Annotated in this window: 21 protein-coding genes; 18 read left to right on the top strand and 3 right to left on the bottom strand. The window is 72.7% G+C overall.

Going from position 1 to position 23,184, the window contains the following annotated elements:
• Position 1: 1 nt before the first annotated feature.
• Both miaA and dapF read left to right on the top strand, forming a co-directional pair.
• On the top strand, positions 2–922 hold the full coding sequence (gene miaA, locus ACFVAJ_RS00185) for a tRNA (adenosine(37)-N6)-dimethylallyltransferase MiaA (RefSeq protein WP_376940772.1): 921 nt from the start codon (positions 2–4) through the stop codon (positions 920–922).
• Positions 923–927: 5 nt separating this feature from the next.
• Positions 928–1,809 carry a diaminopimelate epimerase gene (gene dapF, locus ACFVAJ_RS00180; protein ID WP_376940771.1) on the top strand — a complete coding sequence of 294 codons (882 nt, stop codon included), beginning with the start codon at positions 928–930 and terminating at the stop codon, positions 1,807–1,809.
• 45 nt (positions 1,810–1,854) lie between these two features.
• Here dapF and ACFVAJ_RS00175 read toward each other — a convergent pair whose 3' ends face one another.
• The gene (locus ACFVAJ_RS00175; RefSeq protein ID WP_376940770.1) at positions 1,855–2,472 is read right to left on the bottom strand and encodes a class I SAM-dependent methyltransferase; all 618 of its coding nucleotides are present in this window, start codon (positions 2,470–2,472) and stop codon (positions 1,855–1,857) included.
• Between the two features lie 42 nt (positions 2,473–2,514).
• Here ACFVAJ_RS00175 and hflX point away from each other — a divergent pair, with 42 nt between their 5' ends.
• The 3 genes from hflX to metE all read left to right on the top strand — a co-directional run bounded on the left by hflX (position 2,515) and on the right by metE (position 7,623).
• A complete protein-coding gene (gene hflX / locus ACFVAJ_RS00170) occupies positions 2,515–4,041 on the top strand; it encodes a GTPase HflX (protein WP_376940769.1) in 1,527 nt (508 codons plus the stop codon).
• 241 nt (positions 4,042–4,282) lie between these two features.
• Complete coding sequence (locus ACFVAJ_RS00165; protein ID WP_376940768.1) at positions 4,283–5,272, top strand: methylenetetrahydrofolate reductase; 990 nt, start codon at positions 4,283–4,285, stop codon at positions 5,270–5,272.
• Positions 5,269–7,623: a 5-methyltetrahydropteroyltriglutamate--homocysteine S-methyltransferase gene (gene metE, locus ACFVAJ_RS00160; protein ID WP_376940767.1), complete on the top strand. Its 2,355-nt coding sequence runs from the start codon at positions 5,269–5,271 to the stop codon at positions 7,621–7,623. Before ACFVAJ_RS00165 ends, metE begins: the two co-directional genes overlap by 4 nt.
• 111 nt (positions 7,624–7,734) lie before the next feature.
• On the opposite strand, the gene lexA is transcribed toward metE, so the two are convergent.
• Positions 7,735–8,418, bottom strand: coding sequence for a transcriptional repressor LexA (gene lexA / locus ACFVAJ_RS00155; RefSeq protein ID WP_376940766.1), 684 nt, complete (start codon positions 8,416–8,418; stop codon positions 7,735–7,737).
• Positions 8,419–8,674: 256 nt separating this feature from the next.
• On the opposite strand from lexA, the gene ACFVAJ_RS00150 reads away from it, so the two are divergent.
• The 9 genes from ACFVAJ_RS00150 to ACFVAJ_RS00110 all read left to right on the top strand — a co-directional run bounded on the left by ACFVAJ_RS00150 (position 8,675) and on the right by ACFVAJ_RS00110 (position 20,200).
• Positions 8,675–9,097, top strand: a complete 423-nt coding sequence (locus ACFVAJ_RS00150; RefSeq protein WP_376940765.1) for a LysM peptidoglycan-binding domain-containing protein — start codon at positions 8,675–8,677, stop codon at positions 9,095–9,097.
• A 67-nt stretch (positions 9,098–9,164) separates the two neighbouring features.
• Positions 9,165–10,277: a histidinol-phosphate transaminase gene (locus ACFVAJ_RS00145; RefSeq protein WP_376940764.1), complete on the top strand. Its 1,113-nt coding sequence runs from the start codon at positions 9,165–9,167 to the stop codon at positions 10,275–10,277.
• Positions 10,274–10,888 carry an imidazoleglycerol-phosphate dehydratase HisB gene (hisB, locus tag ACFVAJ_RS00140; RefSeq protein WP_376940763.1) on the top strand — a complete coding sequence of 205 codons (615 nt, stop codon included), beginning with the start codon at positions 10,274–10,276 and terminating at the stop codon, positions 10,886–10,888. Before ACFVAJ_RS00145 ends, hisB begins: the two co-directional genes overlap by 4 nt.
• Positions 10,885–11,523 carry an imidazole glycerol phosphate synthase subunit HisH gene (gene hisH / locus ACFVAJ_RS00135; RefSeq protein WP_376940761.1) on the top strand — a complete coding sequence of 213 codons (639 nt, stop codon included), beginning with the start codon at positions 10,885–10,887 and terminating at the stop codon, positions 11,521–11,523. Before hisB ends, hisH begins: the two co-directional genes overlap by 4 nt.
• A 114-nt stretch (positions 11,524–11,637) precedes the next feature.
• Entirely contained in the window at positions 11,638–12,384 is a 747-nt protein-coding gene (priA, locus tag ACFVAJ_RS00130; protein WP_376940760.1) for a bifunctional 1-(5-phosphoribosyl)-5-((5-phosphoribosylamino)methylideneamino)imidazole-4-carboxamide isomerase/phosphoribosylanthranilate isomerase PriA, read from the top strand.
• Complete coding sequence (locus ACFVAJ_RS00125) at positions 12,368–13,195, top strand: SseB family protein (RefSeq protein ID WP_376940757.1); 828 nt, start codon at positions 12,368–12,370, stop codon at positions 13,193–13,195. The genes priA and ACFVAJ_RS00125 overlap by 17 nt, the downstream gene beginning before the upstream one ends.
• 109 nt (positions 13,196–13,304) lie before the next feature.
• Positions 13,305–14,720: a pyridoxal phosphate-dependent decarboxylase family protein gene (locus ACFVAJ_RS00120; protein WP_376940755.1), complete on the top strand. Its 1,416-nt coding sequence runs from the start codon at positions 13,305–13,307 to the stop codon at positions 14,718–14,720.
• A gap of 67 nt (positions 14,721–14,787) precedes the next feature.
• Positions 14,788–19,419: an ATP-dependent helicase gene (locus ACFVAJ_RS00115; RefSeq protein WP_376940753.1), complete on the top strand. Its 4,632-nt coding sequence runs from the start codon at positions 14,788–14,790 to the stop codon at positions 19,417–19,419.
• On the top strand, positions 19,406–20,200 hold the full coding sequence (locus ACFVAJ_RS00110) for a DNA-formamidopyrimidine glycosylase family protein (protein WP_376940750.1): 795 nt from the start codon (positions 19,406–19,408) through the stop codon (positions 20,198–20,200). The genes ACFVAJ_RS00115 and ACFVAJ_RS00110 overlap by 14 nt, the downstream gene beginning before the upstream one ends.
• Before the next feature lie 30 nt (positions 20,201–20,230).
• On the opposite strand, the gene ACFVAJ_RS00105 is transcribed toward ACFVAJ_RS00110, so the two are convergent.
• Positions 20,231–20,629: a DUF1844 domain-containing protein gene (locus ACFVAJ_RS00105; RefSeq protein WP_376940748.1), complete on the bottom strand. Its 399-nt coding sequence runs from the start codon at positions 20,627–20,629 to the stop codon at positions 20,231–20,233.
• Between the two features lie 249 nt (positions 20,630–20,878).
• Between ACFVAJ_RS00105 and infC the strand changes: the two genes are divergently transcribed.
• The 4 genes from infC to ACFVAJ_RS00085 all read left to right on the top strand — a co-directional run bounded on the left by infC (position 20,879) and on the right by ACFVAJ_RS00085 (position 23,150).
• Positions 20,879–21,499, top strand: a complete 621-nt coding sequence (infC, locus tag ACFVAJ_RS00100; protein WP_376942428.1) for a translation initiation factor IF-3 — start codon at positions 20,879–20,881, stop codon at positions 21,497–21,499.
• Positions 21,500–21,553: 54 nt separating this feature from the next.
• Positions 21,554–21,748, top strand: a complete 195-nt coding sequence (gene rpmI, locus ACFVAJ_RS00095) for a 50S ribosomal protein L35 (RefSeq protein WP_376940746.1) — start codon at positions 21,554–21,556, stop codon at positions 21,746–21,748.
• A gap of 33 nt (positions 21,749–21,781) precedes the next feature.
• Positions 21,782–22,168 (top strand): 50S ribosomal protein L20, encoded by a 387-nt coding sequence (gene rplT, locus ACFVAJ_RS00090; RefSeq protein WP_157422736.1) that lies wholly within the window; start codon positions 21,782–21,784, stop codon positions 22,166–22,168.
• Between the two features lie 181 nt (positions 22,169–22,349).
• Complete coding sequence (locus ACFVAJ_RS00085; protein ID WP_376940743.1) at positions 22,350–23,150, top strand: TrmH family RNA methyltransferase; 801 nt, start codon at positions 22,350–22,352, stop codon at positions 23,148–23,150.
• The last annotated feature ends 34 nt before the right edge of the window (positions 23,151–23,184 follow it).

Here is a 23,184-nt window from a genome sequence, read left to right as displayed (position 1 = left end):
CGTGAGCCTCATCGCCGTCGTCGGCGCGACCGGCACCGGCAAGTCGGCCTTCGCACTCGACCTCGCCGACGCGCTCGACCGCACCGGGCGCACGGCCGAGGTCGTCAACGCCGACGCCATGCAGCTCTACCGCGGCATGGACATCGGCACCGCGAAGCTCTCGCTCGACGAGCGACGCGGTGTGCCGCATCACCTGCTCGACGTGCTCGACGTGACCGACGAGGCGTCCGTCGCCGAGTACCAGGCCCGCGCTCGGGCGCGCATCGACGAGATCATCGCCCGGGGCGGCGTCGCCCTCCTCGTCGGCGGTTCGGGACTGTACGTCTCGTCCGTGATCCACGACTTCCGCTTCCCGGGAACCGACCCCGAGGTGCGGGCCCGGCTCGAGGCCGAGCTCGCCGAGCACGGGCCGGGAATGCTGCACGCGCGCTTGCGCGGCATCGACGCCGAGACGGCGGCGAAGGTCGACCCGCAGAACGGCCGCCGCGTGGTGCGCGCGCTCGAGGTGATCGAGGTCACCGGCGAGGCTGCGGCCGCGCGTCTCCCCGACGAGCCGGTGCCGTGGCGCGAGCACCGCATCGTGCACCTGCGCGCCGATCGCGGTGTGCTCGTCGAGCGGCTCGACGATCGCGTGCACGGGATGTGGCGGCAGGGCATCGTCGACGAGGTGCGCGGGCTCGTGCCGCTGGGCCTCGAGCGCGGGGTCACCGCGCGCAAGGCCATCGGCTACGCGCAGGCGCTCGCCGAGCTGCAGGGCCGGATGCCGCGTGCCGAGGCCGTGGCGGAGACGCAGCAGCTCACCCGCACCTACGCGCGGCGCCAGGTGGGGTGGTTCAAGCGCTACCGCGACGCGGTCGAGATCGACGCCGACGACGTCGTGGCCCGGGGCGCCGAACTGGCCCGTCAGGCCGCCCTAGACTGAGTCGCATGCCGTTCGATCTGCGATTCACCAAGGGCCAGGGCACGGGCAACGACTTCGTGCTCTTCAGTGATCCCGAGGGTGAGAACGCGCTGACGCCGACGCAGATCGCTGCCGTCTGCGATCGCCATTTCGGCGTCGGTGCCGACGGGGTGATCCGTGCCGTGCGCTCGCAGAACCTCGACGACGGTGCGGCGGCGCTCGCGGCCGATCCGCGCGCGGTCTGGTTCATGGACTACTGGAACGCCGACGGCACGGTCTCCGAGATGTGCGGCAACGGCATCCGCGTCTTCGTGCGGTACCTGCTCGACCAGGGGCTCGCCGAGCTGCACCCCGGCGCCGAACTCGCGATCGGCACCCGTGCCGGGGTGCGGCTCGTGACGCGCACGGCGACCGGCTTCCAGGTCGACCTCGGCCCGTGGCGACTCGCCGGCGGCGAGCCGCTGGTGCGCGCCAAGCAGCTCCCGGTGGCCAGGCCCGGCCTCGGCATCGACGTGGGCAACCCGCACGTGGTCGTCGCCCTCGCCGACGACGACGAGCTCGAGGGCCTCGACCTCGCGTACTCGCCGATCCTCGACCCCGAACCCGAGGCGGGCGCGAACGTCGAGTTCGTCGTGCCGGCCGAACCGCTCGTCGAGGACGGGGTCGGCCGTATCCGCATGCGGGTGCACGAGCGCGGCTCGGGCGAGACGCTCTCGTGCGGCACGGGCGCCGTCGCCTCGGCGCTGGCGGTGCGGCACTGGGCGGGCGCCTCAGCGCCGAACGACTGGCGGGTGCAGGTGCCGGGCGGGGTGGTCGGCGTGCGCATGTTCGCGGCCGCCGACGGCGAGCACGTGGCCCTCGCGGGCCCGGCCGAACTCGTCTTCGACGGCGTGCTGACGCTCGCCTGAGCGGGCTCGGCCGCCGACCTCGCGGCGCCCTCGGTCCCGCGTCGGTCAGGCGGATGCCGCGTGCGCGACCCGCAGCACGCGGAAGCCCTTCGCGTTCGCGGCGCGGTCGACGTCGAGTCCGAGCTCCTCGCCGATCCAGCGCTGCAGCGACTCCGCGCCGAGGTGCTTCGCGACGACGAGCCAGGCGACCGCCTCGACGTCGTCGTCGAGGCGGGGCAGCCACCGCTCGAGGAGTGCGTGCAGCTCGGCCTTGCCGACGCGGATCGGCGGGTTCGACCAGATCGCGGCGAATCGGACCGCATCGGGAACATCGTCGGGCAGGACGGCGTTGACATTGTGCAGACCGAGTCGTGCGGCGTTCTGCCGCGTGAGTTCGAGCGCGCGTTCGTTGACGTCGACGGCCCACACCGTGGCATCCGGCGACTGGAGCGCGAGCGAGAGCGCGATCGGGCCCCAACCGCACCCGAGGTCGAGCAGGTCGCCTGATGCCGGGGGAGCGGGCACCTGGTCGAGGAGCACGCGAGTGCCCTGGTCGAGGTGCTCGGGGCTGAAGACGCCGCCGGCGGTCGTGAGTTCGACCTCGCGGCCGGCGAGGGTCGCGCGGATGGAGCGGGTGCGCGAACTGCTCGACGGAGACGCGGAGAAATAGTGGTCTGAACCCATACAGGGAACCTATCGCAGCGATTGGAACTAGGCTTGAACGTGATGAATGACGCCGAACAGAACACCGCGGACGACGCCGTCGAGCGGGTGCTGCGCGGCGCTGAGACGAAGGCCGGGCTGACCCGGTTCGGCTCGGGTGCCGCCGAGGCCCTCATGGAGCACGGTTCCGACGCCGCAGCCGGCGCCGAGACCGACGGCGAGCAGTTCGACCGAGAGGAGCGCGCGGCGCTCCGACGCGTCGCGGGCCTCTCGACCGAGCTCGAGGACGTCACCGAGGTCGAGTACCGGCAGCTCCGGCTCGAGAACGTCGTGCTCATCGGCGTCTACTCGCAGGGCTCGCTCGACGACGCCGAGAACTCGATGCGCGAGCTGTCTGCACTCGCCGAGACGGCGGGCGCGCGGGTGCTCGACGGCGTCCTGCAGCGGCGCCCGCACCCCGACCCGAGCACCTACCTCGGTCGCGGCAAGGTCGAGGAGCTGCGCCACATCGTCGCCTCGCTCGGCGCCGACACGGTCGTCGCCGACACCGAGCTCGCGCCGAGCCAGCGGCGTGCGCTGGAGGACGCGGTCAAGGTGAAGGTGATCGACCGCACGGCCGTCATCCTCGACATCTTCAGCCAGCACGCGAAGAGCCGCGAGGGCAAGGCGCAGGTCGAGCTCGCGCAGCTCGAGTACCTCCTCCCGCGCCTGCGCGGCTGGGGCGAGTCGATGTCGCGCCAGGCCGGTGGCCAGGTCGGCAGCGGCGGTGCGGGAATGGGTTCGCGTGGTCCCGGTGAGACGAAGATCGAGCTCGACCGTCGTCGCATCCACTCGCGCATGGCGAAGCTGCGCAAGCAGATCGCGGGCATGAAGCCCGCCCGCGACGCGAAGCGCGCGAACCGACGGCGCAACGCCATCCCCTCGGTCGCCATCGCCGGGTACACGAACGCCGGCAAGTCGAGCCTGCTGAACCGCATCACGGGCGCGGGCCTCCTCGTCGAGAACGCGCTGTTCGCGACGCTCGACGCCACGGTGCGCCGCAACACGACCGCCGACGGCCGGGTCTACACGCTCGCCGACACGGTCGGCTTCGTGCGCAACCTCCCGCACCAGCTCGTCGAGGCGTTCCGCTCGACGCTCGAGGAGGTCGGCGACTCCGATCTCATCGTGCACGTCGTCGACGCGGCGCACCCCGACCCGGCCGGTCAGATCGCCACGGTGCGCGACGTCATCGGCGAGGTCGGGGCACGCGACATCCCCGAGCTGATCGTCTTCAACAAGGCCGACCTCGTGACGCCCGAAGACCGTCTGGTGCTGCGCGGGCTCGAACCCGGCGCCGTGTTCGCCTCGGCGCGCACGGGCGAGGGCATCGACGAGGTGCTCGCGGCGATCACGCGCATGCTGCCCGACCCGGCGGTCGAGATCGACCTCGTCGTGCCCTACGACCGGGGCGATGTCGTGTCGACGCTGCACGAGACCGGCCGTGTGCTCTCGGTCGACTACCTCGAGGCCGGCACGCACGTGCGCGCGCTCGTGTCGCCCGAACTCTCCGCACAGCTGGCCGATTTCCGGGCTCCCGTCGACGCCTGAGGCGCTCCCGACCGGCGGTTCAGGTCACTCCGCGACACCTCGCGTCACCTCGCGTCATAGAGGGGCGGCGGGGGTGATCGGCGCGTATCGTCGCTCCTGATCGTCGGTGCACGGCCGGATGCCGGGCACCAGGAGCGACCGCCGAGCCCGGCACCCGCCCGCGAGACCCACCCGCCGATTCCGGCCGGGGGACGCGGCCTGCCGCGCTTCCGCCGCATCGGCTGCGCCACGCAGGAGTCCCATGGCAGCCACCGGTTCCGACCTCCGGGATGCGGACTGTCGACCGCGCCCGCCGGTGTCGTTCGAGTTGTTCCCCCCTCGATCGGATGCCGCGGCGCTCGCCCTCGGCCGGACGATCGACCGGCTCGCAGAGGCCGACCCCGCGTTCATCTCGGTGACGTTCGGCGCGGGCGGCTCGTCGCGCGACCGCTCGCTGACGGTGCTCCGCTACATGCTCGAGCACACCGCGGTGGAGCCGATGGCGCACCTCACCTGCGTCGGCTCCTCGCACGCGGAGGCGAACCGGCTGGTACGCGAGTTCCTCGACGCCGGGGTGACGAGCTTCCTCGCACTGCGCGGCGACCCGCCGGAGGGCGCCGGCCCCGATGCCGGCATCGGCGACCTCGGCAGCGCGGCCGAACTCGTGCAGCTCATCCACCGGGTTCAGGAGGAGCGGGAGCCCTTCGCCCAGGTCGGCGTGCCCGGCGTCCCGGGCGCGTCGCGCATCCGCGAGCGGCCCCGGCCCGAGCGCGTCGCGGTCGCGGCGTTCCCCACGGGGCATCCGCGTTCCCGGAGCGCCCATCAGGACGTCGACGCCCTGCTCGCGAAGGAGATCGCGGGGGCGACCCTCGCCATCACCCAGCTGTTCTGGCACGCCGACGACTACCTCGGCTACGTCGACCGCGCTCGCGCGGCGGGCGTCACCATCCCGATCCTGCCGGGCATCATGCCCGTCACGACGCCGGCGCGGCTCGCCCGGCTCGCCGAGCTCACCGGGGTCGAGGCCCCGGCCGAGCTCGCCATCGACCTCGAGATCGAACCCGATCCCGAGGCCCAGGCCGAGCTCGGCGTCGCGTACGCCGCGAAGCTCGCCGCCGGGGTGCTCGCGGGCGGCGCGCCCGGCCTGCACCTCTACACCTTCAATCGTCACGAGGCCGTGCTGGGCGTGCTCGCCCGGCTCGGACTCGGAGTCCCAGCACAGCTCGTCAATGAGAGGAACACCGCACGATGACCGCACCCGCCTTCCCCACCGGCACCATCCTGGGCTACCCCCGGATCGGCCGTCGCCGTGAGCTCAAGCGCGCCGTCGAGGCCTTCTGGGCCGGCACGATCGACGCGGAGGAGCTCGAGGCTCGCGCCGCCGAGCTCCGCGCCGCGACCCGCGAGCGTCTCGCCGCGCAGGGTCTCGACCGCACCGGCTCGGCCATCCCCGAGTCGTTCTCGTTCTACGACCAGGTGCTCGACGCCGCCGTCGCCGTCGGCGCCGTGCCCACGCGCTTCGCCCGGTTCCTCGGCGAGGACGGCAGCGTCGACCTCGGCGCCTACTTCACGATCGCCCGAGGGGTCGGCGACGACGCCCCGCTCGAGATGACGAAGTGGTTCGACTCGAACTACCACTACCTCGTGCCCGAGATCGGCCCCGAGACCTCGTTCGCGCTGCACGCCGAGCGCATCCTCGCCGAGTTCGCCGAGGCGAAGGCGCAGGGGTTCCTCACCCGTCCGGTCATCGTCGGCCCGGTCACCTTCCTCCTCCTCGCGAAGGCCGCCGACGACGCGCCCGAGGGCTTCCGCCCGATCGACCGCCTCGACGAGCTCGTGCCGGTGTACGCCGAGCTCCTCGCCGAGCTCGCCCGCGCGGGTGCCGAGTGGGTGCAGCTCGACGAGCCGGCGCTCGTGAGCGAGTCGATCGACGAGCCGCGGGCCCGCGTGCTCGAGTCGGCCGCCGCGGCCTACGACGCGCTCGGCGCGCAGGACGAGCGTCCGGCGATCTTCGTCGCTGCGCCCTACGGCTCGCTCGACGACGCGCTGCCGGTGCTCGCCGCGAGCCCGGTCGAGGCGATCTCGCTCGACCTCGTGCGCGGTGCGCTGCCCGAGGGCCTCGACCCCGTCACGGCCGAGGCGCTCGCCGCGAAGACGCTCGTCGCGGGCGTCGTCGACGGGCACAACATCTGGCGGGGCGACCTCGCCGCGGCGTTCGACCGCATCGCCGCAGTGCAGCACCTCTCGGGAAGCGTCGCCGTGTCGACCTCGACCTCGCTGCTGCACGTGCCGCACGACGTCGAGGACGAGCAGGCGCTCGACGCCCGACTCGTCTCATGGCTCGCCTTCGCCGACCAGAAGGTCGCGCAGGTCGCGACCCTCGCACGCGGGCTCGCCGAGGGCCGCGACGCGATCGCCGCCGAGCTCGACGGGGCATCCGCCGCCCTGGCCGACCGCAGCGGCGCACCCGGCGTGCGCGTGCCCGCAGTGCGCGAGCGGCTCTCCGCCCTCGTGAGCGGCGACTTCGACCGCGGCGACTACGCCGCCCGCGTCGCCGCGCAGGCCGAGCTCGAGCTGCCCGAGCTGCCGACCACGACGATCGGCTCGTTCCCGCAGACGAGCGACATCCGTCGCGCCCGCGCGCGGCTCGGCAAGGGCGAGCTCGACGCCGACGGCTACGCGCAGCTCATGCGCGAGGAGATCGAGCGGGTCGTGCGCCTGCAGGAGGAGATCGGCCTCGACGTGCTCGTGCACGGCGAGCCCGAGCGCAACGACATGGTGCAGTACTTCGCCGAGCTGCTCGACGGCTTCGCCGTCACCGAGCACGGCTGGGTGCAGTCGTACGGCTCGCGCTGCACGCGCCCCTCGATCCTCTGGGGGGATGTCTCGCGGCCGGCCCCGATGACGGTCGAGTGGTCGTCGTACGCGCAGTCGCTGACCGAGAAGCCCGTCAAGGGCATGCTCACGGGCCCGGTGACGATCCTCGCCTGGTCGTTCGTGCGTGACGACCAACCCCTCGGCGACACCGCGCGCCAGGTCGCCCTCGCCCTGCGCGACGAGATCGCCGACCTCGAGGGCGCCGGCATCAAGGTGATCCAGGTCGACGAGCCCGCGCTCCGCGAGCTGCTGCCGCTGAAGCTCGCCGACCAGCCGGCGTACCTCGACTGGTCGGTCGGCTCGTTCAAGCTCGCGACGGCGGGCGCGGCGGCGGCGACGCAGGTGCACACGCACCTCTGCTACTCGGAGTTCGGCGTGGTCATCGACGCGATCAAGAACCTCGACGCCGACGTGACCTCGATCGAGGCGGCGCGCAGTCGCATGGAGGTCGTCGACGACCTCTCGACGAGCGGATTCGACCACGGCATCGGCCCGGGCGTCTACGACATCCACTCGCCGCGCGTGCCGTCGACGGCCGAGGTGCAGGCGCTCCTCGAGCGCGCGGTCGCCGAGATCCCGGCGTCGCGGCTCTGGGTGAACCCCGACTGCGGCCTGAAGACCCGCGGCTACGACGAGACGGTCGCCTCGCTCGAGAACATCCTCGAGGCGACGCGCGCCGTGCGTGCCGAGCTCGAGGCGCGCACCGAGCCGGCGCTCGCGGGCTAGCCCGACGAGACGAGAAGGGGCGGATGCCGCGTGCTGCGCGGCATCCGCCCCTTTCGCTGTCTCGCGGTGGAGGTGCGGCCGCTCGCGCGGCCGGGTCGGCTCGACTCCGGGTCAGACCGCGCGCAGCACCGAGACGACCTTGCCGAGCACCTCGGCGTGGTCGCCCACAATCGGTTCGAACGCGCTGTTGCGGGGGAGCAGCCACGTGTGGCCGTCGCGCTGTCGGAAGACCTTGACCGTCGCCTCGCCGTCGAGCATGGCCGCGACGATCTCGCCGTTCTCGGCGGTGCGCTGCGAGCGCACGACCACCCAGTCACCGTCGCAGATGGCGGCGTCGATCATCGAGTCGCCGACGACCTTGAGGATGAACAGCTCGCCCTTGCCGACGAGCTGCCGGGGGAGCGGGAAGACCTCTTCGACCTGCTGCTCGGCGGTGATCGGCACACCGGCGGCGATGCGGCCGACGAGCGGCACCATCGCGGCGTCGCCGACGGGGGCCGCGTCGCCCGCGGCGGGAGCGCGCTCCTCGAGTCCGGGCACCTCGATGAGGATCTCGAGTGCGCGGGGGCGGTTGGGGTCGCGGCGCAGGTAGCCGGCGAGCTCGAGCTGGTTGAGCTGGTGCGTGACGCTCGACAGGGAGGAGAGCCCGACGGCGTCGCCGATCTCGCGCATGCTCGGCGGATAGCCGCGGCTCGCGACCGAGCGCTGCACGACCTCGAGGATGGCGAGCTGCTTGGCGCTCAGGCTCTTGCGTCGACGCGCCCTTCCGATGTCACGCACGTCGTTGTCGCTCACGGTCTCCGCCCCTCGTTGCGATCGCCTCGCGATCGGATGTCGGTGGTGTCTGTTGCACTGTGTCCAGACATTCGAAACTGTATCCGCCTCGCAGGGGTGCGGCAAACATTCGTTCGAGTGTGTCGTGGTATTCGTGCACGGGGAATCGGTGTTCGGGTGCTTGCCTTCGAAAACATTCGAAGATATATTCGGAACATAGATTCGCATTCGGCCCTCCCGGCCGAGGGCCGGATGCGATTCACTCAGGAGGTGTGAGATGAGCGCAGCGATCATGACCGGCGGGTACGCCCCGGTGCAGTCCCGCCCGGTGCCGTTCCACGAGCCCGACCGTCTCGCGCGTGCTGGCGCAGGCGAGCCGGTGGCGGTCCGCACCCGCCTGCGACTGACCCGGCGGGGCCGTGTGGTCTTCACGACGCTCGCAGCGCTCCCGCTCATCGTCTGGGCGTTCGTCATCGTGCTCGGGGGCGGCGGCGCCGCGGCCGACGTCTCGGGCGCCGGCGCAGGGGCCGCGCTCGAGTACGTCACCGTCGAGGTCGGTGCGTCCCTCTGGGAGATCGCCGAGTCGATCGCGCCCACCGCCGACCCGCGCGACACGATCGCCGAGATCCTGCGCATCAACGGCCTCGACGAGGCCACGATCGTGCCCGGCCAGCAGCTCGCCGTCCCGGCGGCCGAGTAGCGGGCACGCCCGGTCACACGGGGTCTCACGGAGGGGACGCCGTGCTGCGCGTGGCTAGCATGGTTCGGTGACGAGTCTCGATGATCTCCCCATCCGCGACGACCTCCGCGGGCGTTCGCCGTACGGCGCCCCGCAGAAGTCCGTCCCCGTGGCGCTCAACGTCAACGAGAACACGCATCCCATCCCCGAAGACGTCGCCCACGACATCGTGGCCCGCGTCGCCGCCGCGATCCTCCGGCTGAACCGCTACCCCGACCGCGAGTTCACCGAGCTGCGCGAGGCGCTCGCCCGCTACCTCGGCCACGGGCTCGCCCCCGAGCACATCTGGGCCGCGAACGGGTCGAACGAGGTGCTCCAGCACCTGCTCCAGGCCTTCGGCGGCCCCGGGCGCCGGGCGCTCGGCTTCGACCCGACGTATTCGATGTACGGGCTGCTCGCCTCGGGCACCGGCACCGAATGGGTCGCCGCACCCCGCGACGAGGAGTTCGAGCTCAGCCCCGAGACCGCGGTCGCCGCCGTCCGCGAGCACGACCCCGACCTGGTGCTGCTCTGCGCCCCGAACAACCCGACGGGCACCCCGCTCGACCTCGACACGATCCGCGCGGTCGCCGACGCCGCCCGCGGCATCGTCATCGTCGACGAGGCGTACTTCGAGTTCGCCGAGCCCGGCACGCCGAGCGCGCTGACCCTGCTCGAGGGCCGGCCGCGCCTCGTCGTCTCGCGCACCATGAGCAAGGCCTTCGCCTTCGCCGGCGCCCGGGTCGGCTACCTCGCCGGCGATCCCACGACGATCGACGCGCTGCGCCTCGTCCGGCTGCCGTACCACCTCTCCGCGCTCACCCAGGCGGCTGCGCTCGGCGCGCTCGCCCACTCCGACGAGATGCTCGCGATGGTCGACGAGATCCGCGGGCAGCGCGAGCGCATCTCCACGGAGCTCGCGCGGCTCGGCTTCGCTCCGCACCGCAGCGGGTCGAACTTCGTGCTCTTCGGGGGCGTCGACGACCCGCACGCGGTCTTCGAGGCGCTCCTGGCGCGTGGCATCCTCATTCGCGAACTGGGCATTCCCGGGCACCTGCGCGTGACCGCGGGCACCGAGGCCGAGACGACCGCCTTCCTCGAGGCGATCGCCGTGTTCGCCCCGAACGCGGCGGGCGCCGCCAAGAATAGGATCGACGCATGAGCGGCCAGACCCACAACCGCGCGGTACGCGTGCAGCGCGAGACCAGCGAGTCGAGCATCGACCTCTCGATCGACCTCGACGGCACCGGTGCGAGCGACATCGAGACGGGCGTGCCGTTCTACGACCACCTGCTGACGGCGTTCGCGAAGCACTCGCTCACCGACCTCACCGTGCGCGCCGCGGGCGACGTCCACATCGACGTGCACCACACCGTGGAGGACACGGGCATCGTGCTCGGGCAGGCGATCCGGCAGGCGCTCGGCGACAAGCGCGGCATCTCGCGGTACGGCGACGCCCTCGTGCCGCTCGACGAGGCGCTCGCGCAGGCCGTCGTCGACATCTCGGGGCGTCCGTACCTCGTGCACACGGGCGAGCCCGCGGGCTTCGAGTTCCACCTCATCGGCGGCCACTTCACCGGCTCGATGGTGCGGCACGTCTTCGAGGCGATCACCTTCAACGCGGGGCTCACCGTGCACGTCAACGTGCTGGGCGGTCGCGACCCCCACCACATCGCCGAGGCCGAGTTCAAGGCCTTCGCTCGGGCGTTCCGGCAGGCGAAGGCGTTCGATCCGCTGGTCACCGGCATCCCGTCGACGAAGGGCGCGCTGTGAGCCCCACCCGCCGCGTCGTCGTGCTCGACTACGGCTCGGGCAACGTGCACTCGGCTGCGAAGGCACTCGAGGCCGCGGGCGCCGAGGTCGAGGTCACGGCCGACCGCCGGGCGGCGAGCGAGGCCGACGGCCTGCTCGTGCCGGGCGTCGGCGCGTTCAAGGCCGTGATGGAGCAGCTGCGCGCGGTGCGCGGCGACGAGATCATCGACCGGCGGCTCGCGGGCGGGCGCCCGGTGCTCGGCATCTGCGTCGGCATGCAGGTGCTCTTCGAGCACGGCGTGGAGCGCGGGGTCGACACCGAGGGGCTCGGCGAGTGGCCGGGCTCGGTCACCGAGCTTCCCGCCGCGGTGCTGCCGCACATGGGCTGGAACACGGTGACCCCCGACGCGGGCTCTGTGCTGTTCGACGGCATCGAGGACGAGCGCTTCTACTTCGTGCACTCCTTCGCCGCGCAGGAGTGGCACCTCGACGTGATCCCGCCGTTCCCCGGCCCGAAGCTGACGTGGGCCGAGCACGGCGGGTCCTTCCTCGCCGCGGTCGAGAACGGCCCGCTCTCGGCGACCCAGTTCCACCCCGAGAAGTCCGCCGATGCCGGCATCCGGCTGCTGTCGAACTGGATCGGCACCCTCGGCTGACGCCCGCCCGAGACCGTGCGTGTCACGGTCAGGCCGCTCGAGCCCCGGGCGACTAAGATTCTGTGACTGTGCCGACCGTCGATCCACGGCGGCATCCCGCGAACGAGGACAGTGATGAGTGAGTTCAACAAGACCCCCGGTCTCGTGCTGCTTCCGGCAGTCGATGTCGCCGGTGGCAAGGCCGTCCGCCTGACGAAGGGCGAAGCCGGCACCGAGACGAGCTACGGCGACCCGGTCGACGCGGCCGTCGACTGGGCCGACCAGGGCGCCGAGTGGATCCATCTCGTCGACCTCGACGCGGCCTTCGGCCGTGGGTCGAACGGCGGCATCCTGAAGAAGGTCATCCGTCAGGTCCGCGGCGTGAACGTCGAGCTCTCGGGCGGCATCCGCGACGACGAGTCGCTCGAGCACGCGCTCGAGATCGGGGCGAAGCGCATCAACCTCGGCACGGCGGCGCTCGAGAACCCCGAGTGGGCCGCCTCGGTCATCGCCCAGTACGGCGAGGCGATCGCGGTCGGCCTCGACGTGCGCGGCACGACGCTCGCCGCCCGTGGCTGGACGAAGGACGGCGGCGACCTCTGGCAGGTCATGGACCGCCTCGAGGAGGCCGGCGCCGCCCGCTACGTCGTCACCGACGTCACGAAGGACGGCACCCTCCAGGGCCCCAACATCGAGCTGCTTCGCCAGGTCATGGAGCGCACCGAGCGCCCGGTGGTCGCCTCGGGAGGCATCTCGAGCCTCGACGACATCGTCGCCCTGCGCGAACTCGTGCCGCTCGGCCTGGAGGGCACCATCGTCGGCAAGGCCCTCTACGCCGGCGCGTTCACGCTGGCCGAGGCGCTGGATGTCGCCTCACGCTGACCGTCCGGCGGGCGAGCACGGGGATGCCCCGGCGACCCCGCCGTCCGCCGCGGACTCCGCCGGCGTGCCCTGGGCCGGGCGGTCGTTCGAAGCGAACCCGCACGCGGCCGACGACGGCAGCGCCCCCGCCGAGCTCGCCGAGGCGATCGCGCGGTTCCGTGCGGGGGAGGGCGGGCAGTCCGAGGTCGTCGCGGCGTTCGCCGAGTCGCGCCTGCTGATCCCGCTGCTCGCCGAACTCGGCGACGGCGGCACCGAGACGGGCGCGCACGGCCTCGCGGTCGACAAGAGCCAGGAGCTCTCGATCGTCACCGTCGCCGGCCCCGACGGGCGCGCGGTGCTGCCGGTGTTCTCCTCGGTCGAGGCGATGTCGCGGTGGAACCCGGTCGCGCGACCGGTGCCCGCCGACGGCGTCCGGGTCGCCCTCGCGGCCGCCGACGACGGCACCGAGCTCGTCGTGCTCGACCCCGGTTCGCCCGGCGAGTTCGTGCTGCGCCGGCCGGCGGTGTGGGCGGTCGCCCAGTCGCTGCCGTGGCGGCCGCCGTTCGAGTCCGACGAGGTGCGCGAGGCTTTCCTGCGCGCCGCGGAGCGCGAGCTCTCGGTGCTCGGCATCACGCTCCTCCCCGGCGACCCCGAGGCGAGGCTCGCCGGCCCCGAGCTCGTCGTGCGGCTCGAGCTCGTCGCTGGGCTCACCCGCGAGGCGCTCGATGCGACGACGACGCGGCTCGCGCACCGCTGGGCGGCCGACGAGGCGATCGCCACGGGCGTCGACTCGCTCGCCGTGAAGCTCGTGGCCGGGGTATCCGACGCCTGAACCGGTGACCGTGCGGCGGCCCGCCCGGTGACTCGTTCGGGTGGTTGACCGTCGACCCGACCGGGAGCATGATCGGAGAGGCGCGACGGCGCGGAATCCAGGTGCGGCCATGACCGAGCATCCCGATGCGGAACGACGAGACGACGGCGACGCGGGCTACGACGCGGCGCTCGAGCGGGCCGGGGTGCACGCCCGGGCCTGGCTCGACGGCGTCCGCGAGCGGAGGGTGCCGCCCGGCGCGACGACCGAGGAGATGCTCGACCGGCTCGGCCGCGACCTCCCCGACGACGGCGAACCCGCAGCCGCGGTGATCGACCACCTCGCCGCCGCGGCGGAGCCCGGGCTCATCGCGATCGGGTCGCCGCGCTTCTACGGCTGGGTGATCGGCGGCACCCACCCCGCGGCGCTCGCCGCCGACTGGCTCGTCTCGAGCTGGGACCAGAACACCGGGCTGCGCACCATCACCCCTGCCGCGGTCGCCGCGGAGGAGCTCGCGGGCGCGTGGCTCGTCGATCTGCTGGGGCTGCCTGCGGGCAGCGAGGTCGGCTTCACCACGGGCGCGACGATGGCCCAGTTCACCTGCATGGCGGCGGCCCGCGACGAGGTGCTCACCCGCGTGGGCTGGGACGTCGAGGAGGCCGGGCTCGCGGGCGCCCCGCGCATCCGCTTCATCGTCGGCGAGGAACGGCACGGCACGGTCGACCTCGCCGCACGATACCTCGGGCTCGGGGCGCCGATCGTCATGCCGTCCGACGAGCAGGGCCGCATCCGGGTCGATGCGCTGCGCGACACGCTCGCCGCAGGGGAGGGGCCCGCGATCGTGCTGCTGCAGGCCGGCAACATCCACTCGGGCGCCTTCGACGACTTCGGGGGCGCGATCGCCGCGGCCCATGAGGCGGGCGCGTGGGTGCATGTCGACGGTGCCTTCGGCCTCTGGGCCGCGGCGTCGCCGAACCTGCGCCACCTGACCGCGGGCATGGCCGACGCCGATTCGTGGTCGACCGACGCGCACAAGACGCTCAACGTGCCCTACGACTCGGGGCTCGCGATCGTGCGCGACGGCCGCGCCATGCATCGCGCGCTCAGCATGCACGCGAGCTACCTGCAGGCGACCGAGGTCGGCGCGGACCCGCACGAGAAGGTGCCCGAGCTCTCACGACGGGCGCGCGGCGTGCCGGTCTGGGCGGTGCTGCGCGCACTCGGTCGCTCGGGCGTCGCCGAGCTCGTCGACGGCCTGGCCGCCGCCGCGCGAGGACTCGCCGACGGCATCGGGCGCCTGCCCGGCGTCGAGGTGCTGAACGAGGTCGTCTTCACACAGCTGTGCATCGCGCTCGCCGACGACGACGCGACCGAGGCCCTCAGCGAACGGCTCTGGGCGGAGGGCGACGTGCTCGCGATGACCTCGCGCTGGCACGACCGCGCGGTGGTGCGCTTCTCGGTCAGCAATTGGCGCACGGATGCCGCGGAGGTGCGCCGCACGGTCGACGCCGTCGCTCGCGCGCTCGCCGCGGGCGAGGGCCGCTGAGCGGTTGCCGGCGCGCGAGCCCGAGGGCATCGGCGCCCGCGTCGGTGGCATCCGCTTGAATGGAGGCATGACCGAGGCGCTCGCGGAGTTCTCACCCGCGACCAGGGCGTGGTTCACCGAGTCCTTCACCGAACCCACGGCGGTGCAGCGCGGCGCGTGGCAGGCGATCTCGCGGGGCGAGCACGCGCTCGTGGTCGCGCCGACGGGCTCGGGCAAGACGCTCGCGGCGTTCCTCTGGGCGATCGACCGGCTGCACCACGAGGCGCCCGACCCGGCGACCGCGGGCACCCGGGTCGTGTACCTCTCGCCCCTCAAGGCGCTCGGCGTCGACGTCGAGCGCAACCTCAGGGCGCCGCTCGTCGGCATCGCGCGCACCGCCGCAACCCACGGCCTCGAGGTGCCCGAGGTCTCGGTCGGCGTGCGTTCGGGCGACACGCCTGCCTCCGAGCGTCGCGCGCTCGTCGCGAGGCCGCCCGAGATCCTCATCACGACGCCCGAGTCGCTCTACCTCATGCTCACCTCGCAGGCGCGCGAGACGCTGCGCGGCGTCGAGACGGTCATCGTCGACGAGATCCACGCCGTCGCCGGCACCAAGCGCGGCGCGCACCTCGCGGTCACGCTCGAACGGCTCGACGCGCTGCTCGCGAAGCCCGCGCAGCGCATCGGGCTCTCGGCGACCGTGCGCCCGCTCGACGAGGTCGCCCGATTCCTCTCCGCCGCCGCCCCCGTGACGGTGGTCGCCCCACCGAGCGAGAAGCGCTTCGAACTGCGGGTCGAGGTGCCCGTCGAAGACATGTCGCGCCTGCCCGCGAGCGACGACGCGACGGGGTCGATCTGGCCGCACGTCGAGCAGGCGATCCTCGACCGGGTGCTCGCGCACCGCTCGTCGATCGTCTTCGCGAACTCGCGTCGCCTCGCCGAGCGGCTGACGGCGCGGCTCAACGAGCTCGCGCTCGAGGCCGACGAGCAGGCCGCACTCGTCGCCGCCGCGGCCGCGAGCGGGCCGCCCGCCGCGCTCATGGCGCAGTCGGGGCAGACCTCCGGCGCACCTCCGGTCGTCGCCCGCGCCCACCACGGCTCGGTCAGCAAGGAACAGCGCGCCGAGATCGAGGACGACCTGAAGTCGGGCCGGCTGCGCTGCGTCGTCGCCACGTCGAGCCTCGAGCTCGGCATCGACATGGGTGCCGTCGACCTCGTCGTGCAGGTCGAGTCGCCGCCGTCGGTCGCGAGCGGGCTGCAACGGCTCGGCCGTGCGGGCCACCAGGTCGGCGAGGTCTCGCGGGGCATCATGTTCCCGAAGCATCGTGCCGACCTCGTGCACACGGCCGTCGCCAGCGAGCGCATGCTCGCCGGGCAGATCGAGACGCTGCGGGTGCCGGCGAACCCGCTCGACATCCTCGCCCAGCAGACGATCGCCGCCGCGGCCGTCGACGAGCTCGACGTCGAGTCGTGGTTCGAGACCGTGCGCCGCAGCGCGCCGTTCCAGAACCTGCCGCGCTCGGCGTACGAGGCGACCCTCGACCTGCTCGCCGGCCGGTACCCCTCCGATCGATTCGGCGAGTTGCGGCCGCGCGTCGTCTGGGATCGCGAGGGCGGCACGATCACGGGGCGGCCCGGCGCGCAGCGGCTCGCGGTGACGAGCGGCGGCACGATTCCCGACCGGGGCATGTTCGGCGTGTTCCTCGTCGGCGACGACGCCACCGGCCGCAGGGTCGGCGAGCTCGACGAGGAGATGGTCTACGAGTCGCGGGTCGGCGACGTCTTCGCGCTCGGCGCGACGAGCTGGCGCATCCAGGAGATCACCTTCGACCGCGTCAACGTGGTGCCGGCCTTCGGCCAGCCGGGTCGCGTCCCGTTCTGGAAGGGCGACGCCATCGGTCGTCCGGCCGAGCTCGGGCGGGCGCTCGGCGGCTTCATGCGCGAGCTCTCCTCGGCCGACGAGCCCGACGCCCTGGCGCGCGTCGCCGCCGCCGGGCTCGACGCGAACGCCTCCGCGAACCTGCTTGGGTTCCTCGCCGACCAGCGCGCCGCGACCGGCGCGGTGCCGAGCGACCGCACCCTCGTCGTCGAACGCTCGCGCGACGAGCTCGGCGACTGGCGCGTCATCCTGCATTCGCCCTACGGCATGCCGGTGCACGCGCCATGGGCGCTCGCCGTCGGCACCCGCGTCCGCGAACGGCACGGCGTCGACGGCGCGGCGATCGCGGCCGACGATGGCATCATCGTGCGCATCCCCGACACCGGCGGCGACGCGCCCGGCGCCGAGCTGTTCGTCTTCGACGCCGCCGAACTCGAGCCGCTCGTGACCGAGGAGGTCGGCGGCTCCGCCCTGTTCGCGAGCCGGTTCCGCGAGTGCGCGGCGCGCGCGCTGCTGCTGCCGCACTACCGGCCTGGGCAGCGCTCGCCCCTCTGGCAGCAGCGGCAGAAGTCCGCGCAGCTCCTCGAGGTCGCGAGCGACTACCCGACCTTCCCGATCATCCTCGAGACGCTGCGCGAGGTCCTGCAAGACGTGTACGACGTGCCCGCGCTCGTCGCCGTCGCCGGCGAGATCGCCTCCCGCAAGATCCGAGTCGTCGAGACCACGACCGACTCGCCGAGCCCGTTCGCGAGCGCACTCCTGTTCGGGTACGTCGGCGCCTTCATGTACGAGGGCGACGCACCGCTCGCCGAGCGCCGGGCCGCGGCGCTCGCGATCGACCAGGCGCTCCTCGGCGAGCTGCTCGGCCGGGTCGAGCTGCGCGAGCTCCTCGACCCGGCCGTCATCGACGAGGTCGAGGCCGAGCTCCAGCGTCTCGCGCCCGAGCGGCGTGCCCGCGGCGTCGAGGGCGTCGCCGACCTGCTGCGCACGCTCGGCCCGCTGACGCCCGACGAGATCGGCGCCCGGGCCGACGCCGAGACCGACGCGGGGGCGGCGATCGCCGCGCTCCTCGCCGCCCGTCGGGCGGTTCGCGTCGGCTTCGCCGGTCGTGAGCAGCTCGCCGCGGTCGAAGACGTCGGGCGCCTGCGCGACGCGCTCGGGGTGCCCGTGCCGCCCGGCGTCGCGGCCGCGTTCGAGGCGCACGTCGCCGACCCGCTCGGCGACCTCGTGAGTCGCTACGCCCGCAGCCACGGTCCGTTCACGGTCGACGACGTCGCCGTGCGCTTCGGCGTCGGCGTGGCGGTCGCGCGGGGGGCCCTGCGTCGCCTCGCCGACGACCGGCGGGTCGTCGAGGGCGAGTTCCGTCCGCACGGCACCTCGACCGAGTGGTGCGACGCCGAGGTGCTGCGTCGGCTCCGCCGCCGCTCGCTCGCCGCCCTGCGGCACGAGATCGAGCCCGCGCCGCAGCTCGCCCTGGCCAGGTTCCTGCCGGTGTGGCAGCGGGTCGGCACCGGCGTCCGCGGCATCGACGGCGTGCTCTCGGCGATCGAGCAGCTCGAAGGTGCCCGGCTGCCGGCCTCGGCGTGGGAGTCGCTCGCGCTGCCGGCGCGCGTCGCCGACTACTCGCCCGCGATGCTCGACGAGCTCATGAGCTCGGGCGAGGTGCTCTGGGCCGGGTCGGGTGCGCTCTCGGGCGACGACGGCTGGGTGAGCCTCCACCTCGCTGAGTCGGCGCCGCTCACGCTGCCCTGGGCGCCCGAGGTCGACCTCGAGCCGCTCGAGCGCGAGGTGCTCCTCGCACTCGGCTCGGGCGGCGGGTTCTTCTTCCGGCAGCTCGCCGACGCCGTGGGCGCCGCGGGGTCGTTCGAGGCGCCGCCCGACGACGCCGCCCTCGTCGCCGCACTCTGGTCGCTCGTCTGGTCGGGGCTCGTGACGAACGACACCGCGGCCCCGCTGCGCGCGCTCGTCGGCGGCGGTCGCAGCGCGCACAAGCCGCAGCGCCCGAGCGCCCGCGCGCGAGCCCTCCGCGGGCGCAGCCTGCCGCGGGCGGTCATGCCGAGCCGTACCGGCCCGCCCTCGGTCGCCGGGCGCTGGTCGATCCTCCCGGTCGCCGAGACCGACGCCACCCGCCGAGGGCACGCGCTCGGCGAGACGCTGCTCGACCGCTACGGCGTCGTCACCCGCGGCACGGCGGTGGCCGAGGGCGTGCTCGGCGGCTTCGCGCTCGTCTACAAGACCTTGCGCGGCTTCGAGGAGTCGGGGCGCGCCAGGCGCGGATACTTCGTCGAGCGACTCGGTGCGGCCCAGTTCGCCGCGCCCGGCGCGGTCGATCGGCTGCGGGCGCTCGTCGACTCCGCGGGCGAGTCCGACGACGTCGCCGGCACGCCTCGACCCGCGACCGCGGCGGAGTTCGCGGCCGGCCCGGTGCCCGCCGAGTCGCCGCAGGCGCGTGGCAGGCGCGAGCACGGCCCCGCGCTCGTGCTCGCCGCGACCGACCCGGCGAACGCCTACGGCGCCGCGCTTCCGTGGCCCGACCCGCCCGGTGAGAGCTCGCACCGGGCGGCGCGCAAGGCGGGGGCGATGGTGGTGCTCGTCGACGGCGAGCTCATCGCGTACGTCGAACGCGGCGGCAAGACGGTGCTCGTCTACCGCGACGACGATCGGCGGCTCGCCCTCGCCGCGCAGACCCTCGCCGCGACGGTCGTCGCCGGTCGGGTGCGGCGCCTCGCCGTCGAGTCGGTCAACGGGGCGTTCGTGCTCGGGACGCCGTTCGGCCGGGCGCTCGGTGCGGCCGGATTCAGCGAGACCCCGCGCGGAGTGCGACTCGATGCCAGAAGGTGACAGCGTCCACCAGGCCGCGGCGCGACTGAGGTCGGCCCTCGCGGGCGAGGTGCTCACCCGCACCGACTTCCGCGTGCCCGCGTTCGCGACGGTGGACCTCGCTGGCGAACGCGTCGACGAGGTGCTCGCGCGCGGCAAGCACCTGCTCATCCGCACGCCGACGCGTACGGTGCACTCGCATCTCAAGATGGAGGGGGAGTGGCGCGTGCTCGCGCCCGGAGAGCGCTGGCCGAAGCCCGCGCACCTGGCGCGGGTCGTGCTCGAGACCGGCCGCTCGGTCGCGATCGGCTTCGAACTCGGACTCGTCGAGGTGCTGGCGCGTGCCGACGACGAGCAGGCGCTCGGGTACCTGGGTCCCGATCTCCTCGGCCCCGACTGGGATGCGGAGGAGGCCGTCCGCCGCCTCGCTGCGAGCCCGTCGACCCCGATCGCGGTCGCGCTCCTCGACCAGCGCAACCTCGCCGGGCTCGGCAACGTCTACGTCAACGAGCTGTGCTTCCTCCGGGGCATCCGCCCCGATCGCCCCGTCGGCGAGGTGCCTGATCTGGCTGCGGTCGTGGCGCTCGCCCACCGGCTGATCGTGGCGAACCGCGATCGCCCGGCGCGCGTGACCACGGGGGTCGACCGTCGCGGCCGACGACTCTGGGTCTACGGACGCGCGGGCGCGCCGTGCCTGCGCTGCGGCACGACGATCGAACGCGGCGCGCTCGGCCGCGAGGCGCGCGCCGGTGAAGATCCGCAGGAGCGGGTCACCTTCCGGTGCCCGAGCTGCCAGCGGTGAGATTGGAGCCGGACCGCACGCCTGCGCGCGTCAGCTGACGGGGCCGGTCCACTTCTCGCCGGGGCCCTGCCCGATCGGGTCGGGGATCGACGAGGCCTCGCGGAACGCGAGCTGGAGCGAGCGCAGCCCGTCGCGGAGCGAGCGCGCGTGCATGTCGCTGATCTCCGGCGCTCCGGCGGTGATGAGCCCGGCGAGGGCGTTGATGAGCTTGCGCGCCTCGTCGAGGTCGAGCTGCTCGTCGGGGTTGTCGGCGAGGCCGAGCTTCACGGCGGCGGCACTCATGAGGTGCACGGCCGCGGTCGTGATGATCTCGACGGCGGGCACCTCGGCGATGTCGCGCAGGGCGCCGTCGACCGACTCGTTGACGGCCTCCTCGTAGCGGTGGGTGGACTCGTCGGAACCCGGAGTGGTGGGCGAACTATGTGACACAGACTTCCTCTGCTAGACTGCTTCGGGCTCCGGGGCTTTCCCCCGGTACGAAAGTGGAGATTCTCCCACCCGCGCATACCGCTTCATCAAGGTTACCGGGTCGATTGCACTCCGCTCTCACGCGAAGGTTCGCCAGAACCGCCGCGGGGGAGTAGACAGGGTGCCGTATGAGTCGCGGTGAGATTCCGCGCGAAATACGTGAATTCTCCTCCTTCGGCGCACAGACAGCTTGAGTAGAGGAGTACACGCATCAGCGATCCCCGTACCAATGACCGCATCCGCGTTCCCGAGGTCCGCCTCGTGGGCCCCGGCGGAGAGCAGGTCGGCGTCGTGAAGATCGAGGTGGCCCTGCGGCTCGCGCAGGAGGCCGACCTCGACCTCGTCGAGGTCGCACCGAACTCCAAGCCGCCGGTCGCCAAGATCATGGACTACGGCAAGTACAAGTACGAGGCTGCGCAGAAGGCGAAAGAGGCCCGGCGCAACCAGGCGAACACCATCCTCAAAGAGGTCCGGTTCCGTCTCAAGATCGACAAGCACGACTACGAGACCAAGATGAAGCGCGCCATCGGCTTCCTGAAGGCCGGCGACAAGGTCAAGGCGATGATCCTCTTCCGCGGACGCGAGCAGTCGCGCCCCGAGATGGGTGTCCGCCTCCTCCAGCGCTTCGCCGAAGACGTGGTTGAGTTCGGCACGGTCGAGCACAACCCGACGATCGACGGCCGCAACATGGTCATGGTCATCGCGCCCCTGAAGAACAAGTCCGAGGCCAAGGCCGAGGCGAATGCACAGCGTGCTGCAGCGAAGGTGCGACCGACGGCGGATGCCGCGGACGACGCCGACGCGCAGACGGCCGAGCCCACCGAGGCGTAGGCCAACACCCACGTCCGTCACCCGCATGGCGGCAGAACCAAGGAGAAACACGAGATGCCGAAGCAGAAGACCCACTCCGGGTCCAAGAAGCGCTTCAAGATCACCGGCAGCGGCAAGATCAAGAAGCAGCAGGCCGGTATGCGCCACAACCTCGAGGTCAAGGCCTCGAAGCGCAAGATGCGCCTGAACCAGGACCAGGTCGTTTCGCCCGCCGACGCGAAGAAGATCCAGAAGCTTCTCGGCCACTGAGCCGCGAGAATCCCGTAAGGAAGAAACAGCACAATGGCTAGAGTCAAGCGCGCAGTCAATGCGCACAAGAAGCGTCGCGTCATCCTCGAGCGTGCCGAGGGCTACCGCGGTCAGCGTTCGCGCCTGTACCGCAAGGCGAAGGAGCAGGTCACCCACTCCCTCGTCTACTCGTACAACGACCGCCGCAAGAAGAAGGGCGACTTCCGTCGTCTCTGGATCCAGCGGATCAACGCGGCTTCGCGTCAGAACGGCCTCACCTACAACCGCCTGATCCAGGGCCTCGGCCTTGCGGGCATCGAGGTCGACCGCCGCATCCTCGCGGAGCTCGCGGTCAACGAGCCGGCGACCTTCGCCGCGCTCGTCGAGTCGGCCAAGAAGGCGCTCCCCGCCGACACCTCGGCCCCGAAGACCGCCGCTTAAGAAGGCGGCTGCGTCGACAGGGCCAGACACCTCGGCCCCGAAGACCGCCGCGTAAGCGTCGACTTCTCCTCGAACGGCCCGGCGCTCTGCATCAGCAGAGCGGCCGGGCCGTTTCGCATGCCGCCGCGCGAGTGCTCCGAGGATGCCCCGACCGCGGCATCCCCTTGAATAGACTGTGATCATGCTCGAGAACCCCCGCTCTCCGCGCGTCCGTGCCGTCGCGAAACTCGCGAAGAAGGCCGCACGCGCCGAGAGCGGGCTGTTCCTGCTCGAAGGGCCGCAGGCGGTCTCCGAGGCGCTCGAGTTCCGGCCCGAACTGGTCGTCGAGCTCTACGCGACCCCGACCGCGCTCGAGCGCTACACCGACATCGCCGAGGACGCCGTGCGCGCCGCGGTGGAGGTCGAGTTCGTGACCGAGGAGGTGCTGGCGTCGATGGCCGACACGGTCACGCCGCAGGGCTTCGTCGCCGTGTGCCGGCAGTTCCCGACCGCCGTGAAAGACGTCTTCGCGGCGGGGCCGCGGCTCATCGCGATCCTCGAGGAGGTGCGCGACCCGGGCAATCTCGGCACGATCGTGCGGGCCGCCGACGCCGCCGGAGCCGACGCGGTCATCCTCACGGGGCGTGCCGTCGACCTCTATAACCCGAAGGTCGTCCGCTCATCGACGGGCTCGATCTTCCATCTGCCGGTCGCTGTGGGCGCCGACCTCGACGACGTGCTGTCGCGCGCCCGCGCCGCGGGCCTCACGGTGCTCGCCGCCGACGTCAAGGGCGAAGACCTGCTCACGGTGCGCAACGACGGCGTGCTCGCCAACCCGACCGCCTGGCTGTTCGGCAACGAGGCCCGAGGCCTTCCCGACGAGCAGCTCGCCCTCGTCGACCGCGTCGTCATCGTGCCGATCTACGGTAAGGCCGAATCGATGAACCTCGCGACGGCCGCGTCGGTGTGCCTCTACGAGAGCGCGTTCGCACAGCGCAGCTGACGGGCGGACCGTCCGCCCCGCGGGTCACGAAACG

This window comes from Agromyces sp. NPDC057679 (assembly GCF_042799635.1).
Taxonomy (GTDB): domain Bacteria; phylum Actinomycetota; class Actinomycetes; order Actinomycetales; family Microbacteriaceae; genus Agromyces.
The sequence above is the reverse complement of the archived record's forward strand: the minus strand, read 5'-3'. Positions and strand labels throughout refer to the sequence as shown.

What these genes read in the sequence shown, in the direction of transcription:
- dapF (WP_376940771.1), top strand. Translation starts at nt 928, where the DNA reads ATGCCGTTCGATCTGCGATTCACCAAGGGCCAGGGCACGGGCAACGAC.
- ACFVAJ_RS00175 (WP_376940770.1), bottom strand. Translation starts at nt 2,472, where the DNA reads ATGGGTTCAGACCACTATTTCTCCGCGTCTCCGTCGAGCAGTTCGCGC.
- hflX (WP_376940769.1), top strand. Translation starts at nt 2,515, where the DNA reads ATGAATGACGCCGAACAGAACACCGCGGACGACGCCGTCGAGCGGGTG.
- ACFVAJ_RS00165 (WP_376940768.1), top strand. Translation starts at nt 4,283, where the DNA reads ATGGCAGCCACCGGTTCCGACCTCCGGGATGCGGACTGTCGACCGCGC.
- metE (WP_376940767.1), top strand. Translation starts at nt 5,269, where the DNA reads ATGACCGCACCCGCCTTCCCCACCGGCACCATCCTGGGCTACCCCCGG.
- ACFVAJ_RS00150 (WP_376940765.1), top strand. Translation starts at nt 8,675, where the DNA reads ATGAGCGCAGCGATCATGACCGGCGGGTACGCCCCGGTGCAGTCCCGC.
- hisB (WP_376940763.1), top strand. Translation starts at nt 10,274, where the DNA reads ATGAGCGGCCAGACCCACAACCGCGCGGTACGCGTGCAGCGCGAGACC.
- priA (WP_376940760.1), top strand. Translation starts at nt 11,638, where the DNA reads ATGAGTGAGTTCAACAAGACCCCCGGTCTCGTGCTGCTTCCGGCAGTC.
- ACFVAJ_RS00125 (WP_376940757.1), top strand. Translation starts at nt 12,368, where the DNA reads ATGTCGCCTCACGCTGACCGTCCGGCGGGCGAGCACGGGGATGCCCCG.
- ACFVAJ_RS00120 (WP_376940755.1), top strand. Translation starts at nt 13,305, where the DNA reads ATGACCGAGCATCCCGATGCGGAACGACGAGACGACGGCGACGCGGGC.
- ACFVAJ_RS00115 (WP_376940753.1), top strand. Translation starts at nt 14,788, where the DNA reads ATGACCGAGGCGCTCGCGGAGTTCTCACCCGCGACCAGGGCGTGGTTC.
- ACFVAJ_RS00110 (WP_376940750.1), top strand. Translation starts at nt 19,406, where the DNA reads ATGCCAGAAGGTGACAGCGTCCACCAGGCCGCGGCGCGACTGAGGTCG.
- rpmI (WP_376940746.1), top strand. Translation starts at nt 21,554, where the DNA reads ATGCCGAAGCAGAAGACCCACTCCGGGTCCAAGAAGCGCTTCAAGATC.
- rplT (WP_157422736.1), top strand. Translation starts at nt 21,782, where the DNA reads ATGGCTAGAGTCAAGCGCGCAGTCAATGCGCACAAGAAGCGTCGCGTC.
- ACFVAJ_RS00085 (WP_376940743.1), top strand. Translation starts at nt 22,350, where the DNA reads ATGCTCGAGAACCCCCGCTCTCCGCGCGTCCGTGCCGTCGCGAAACTC.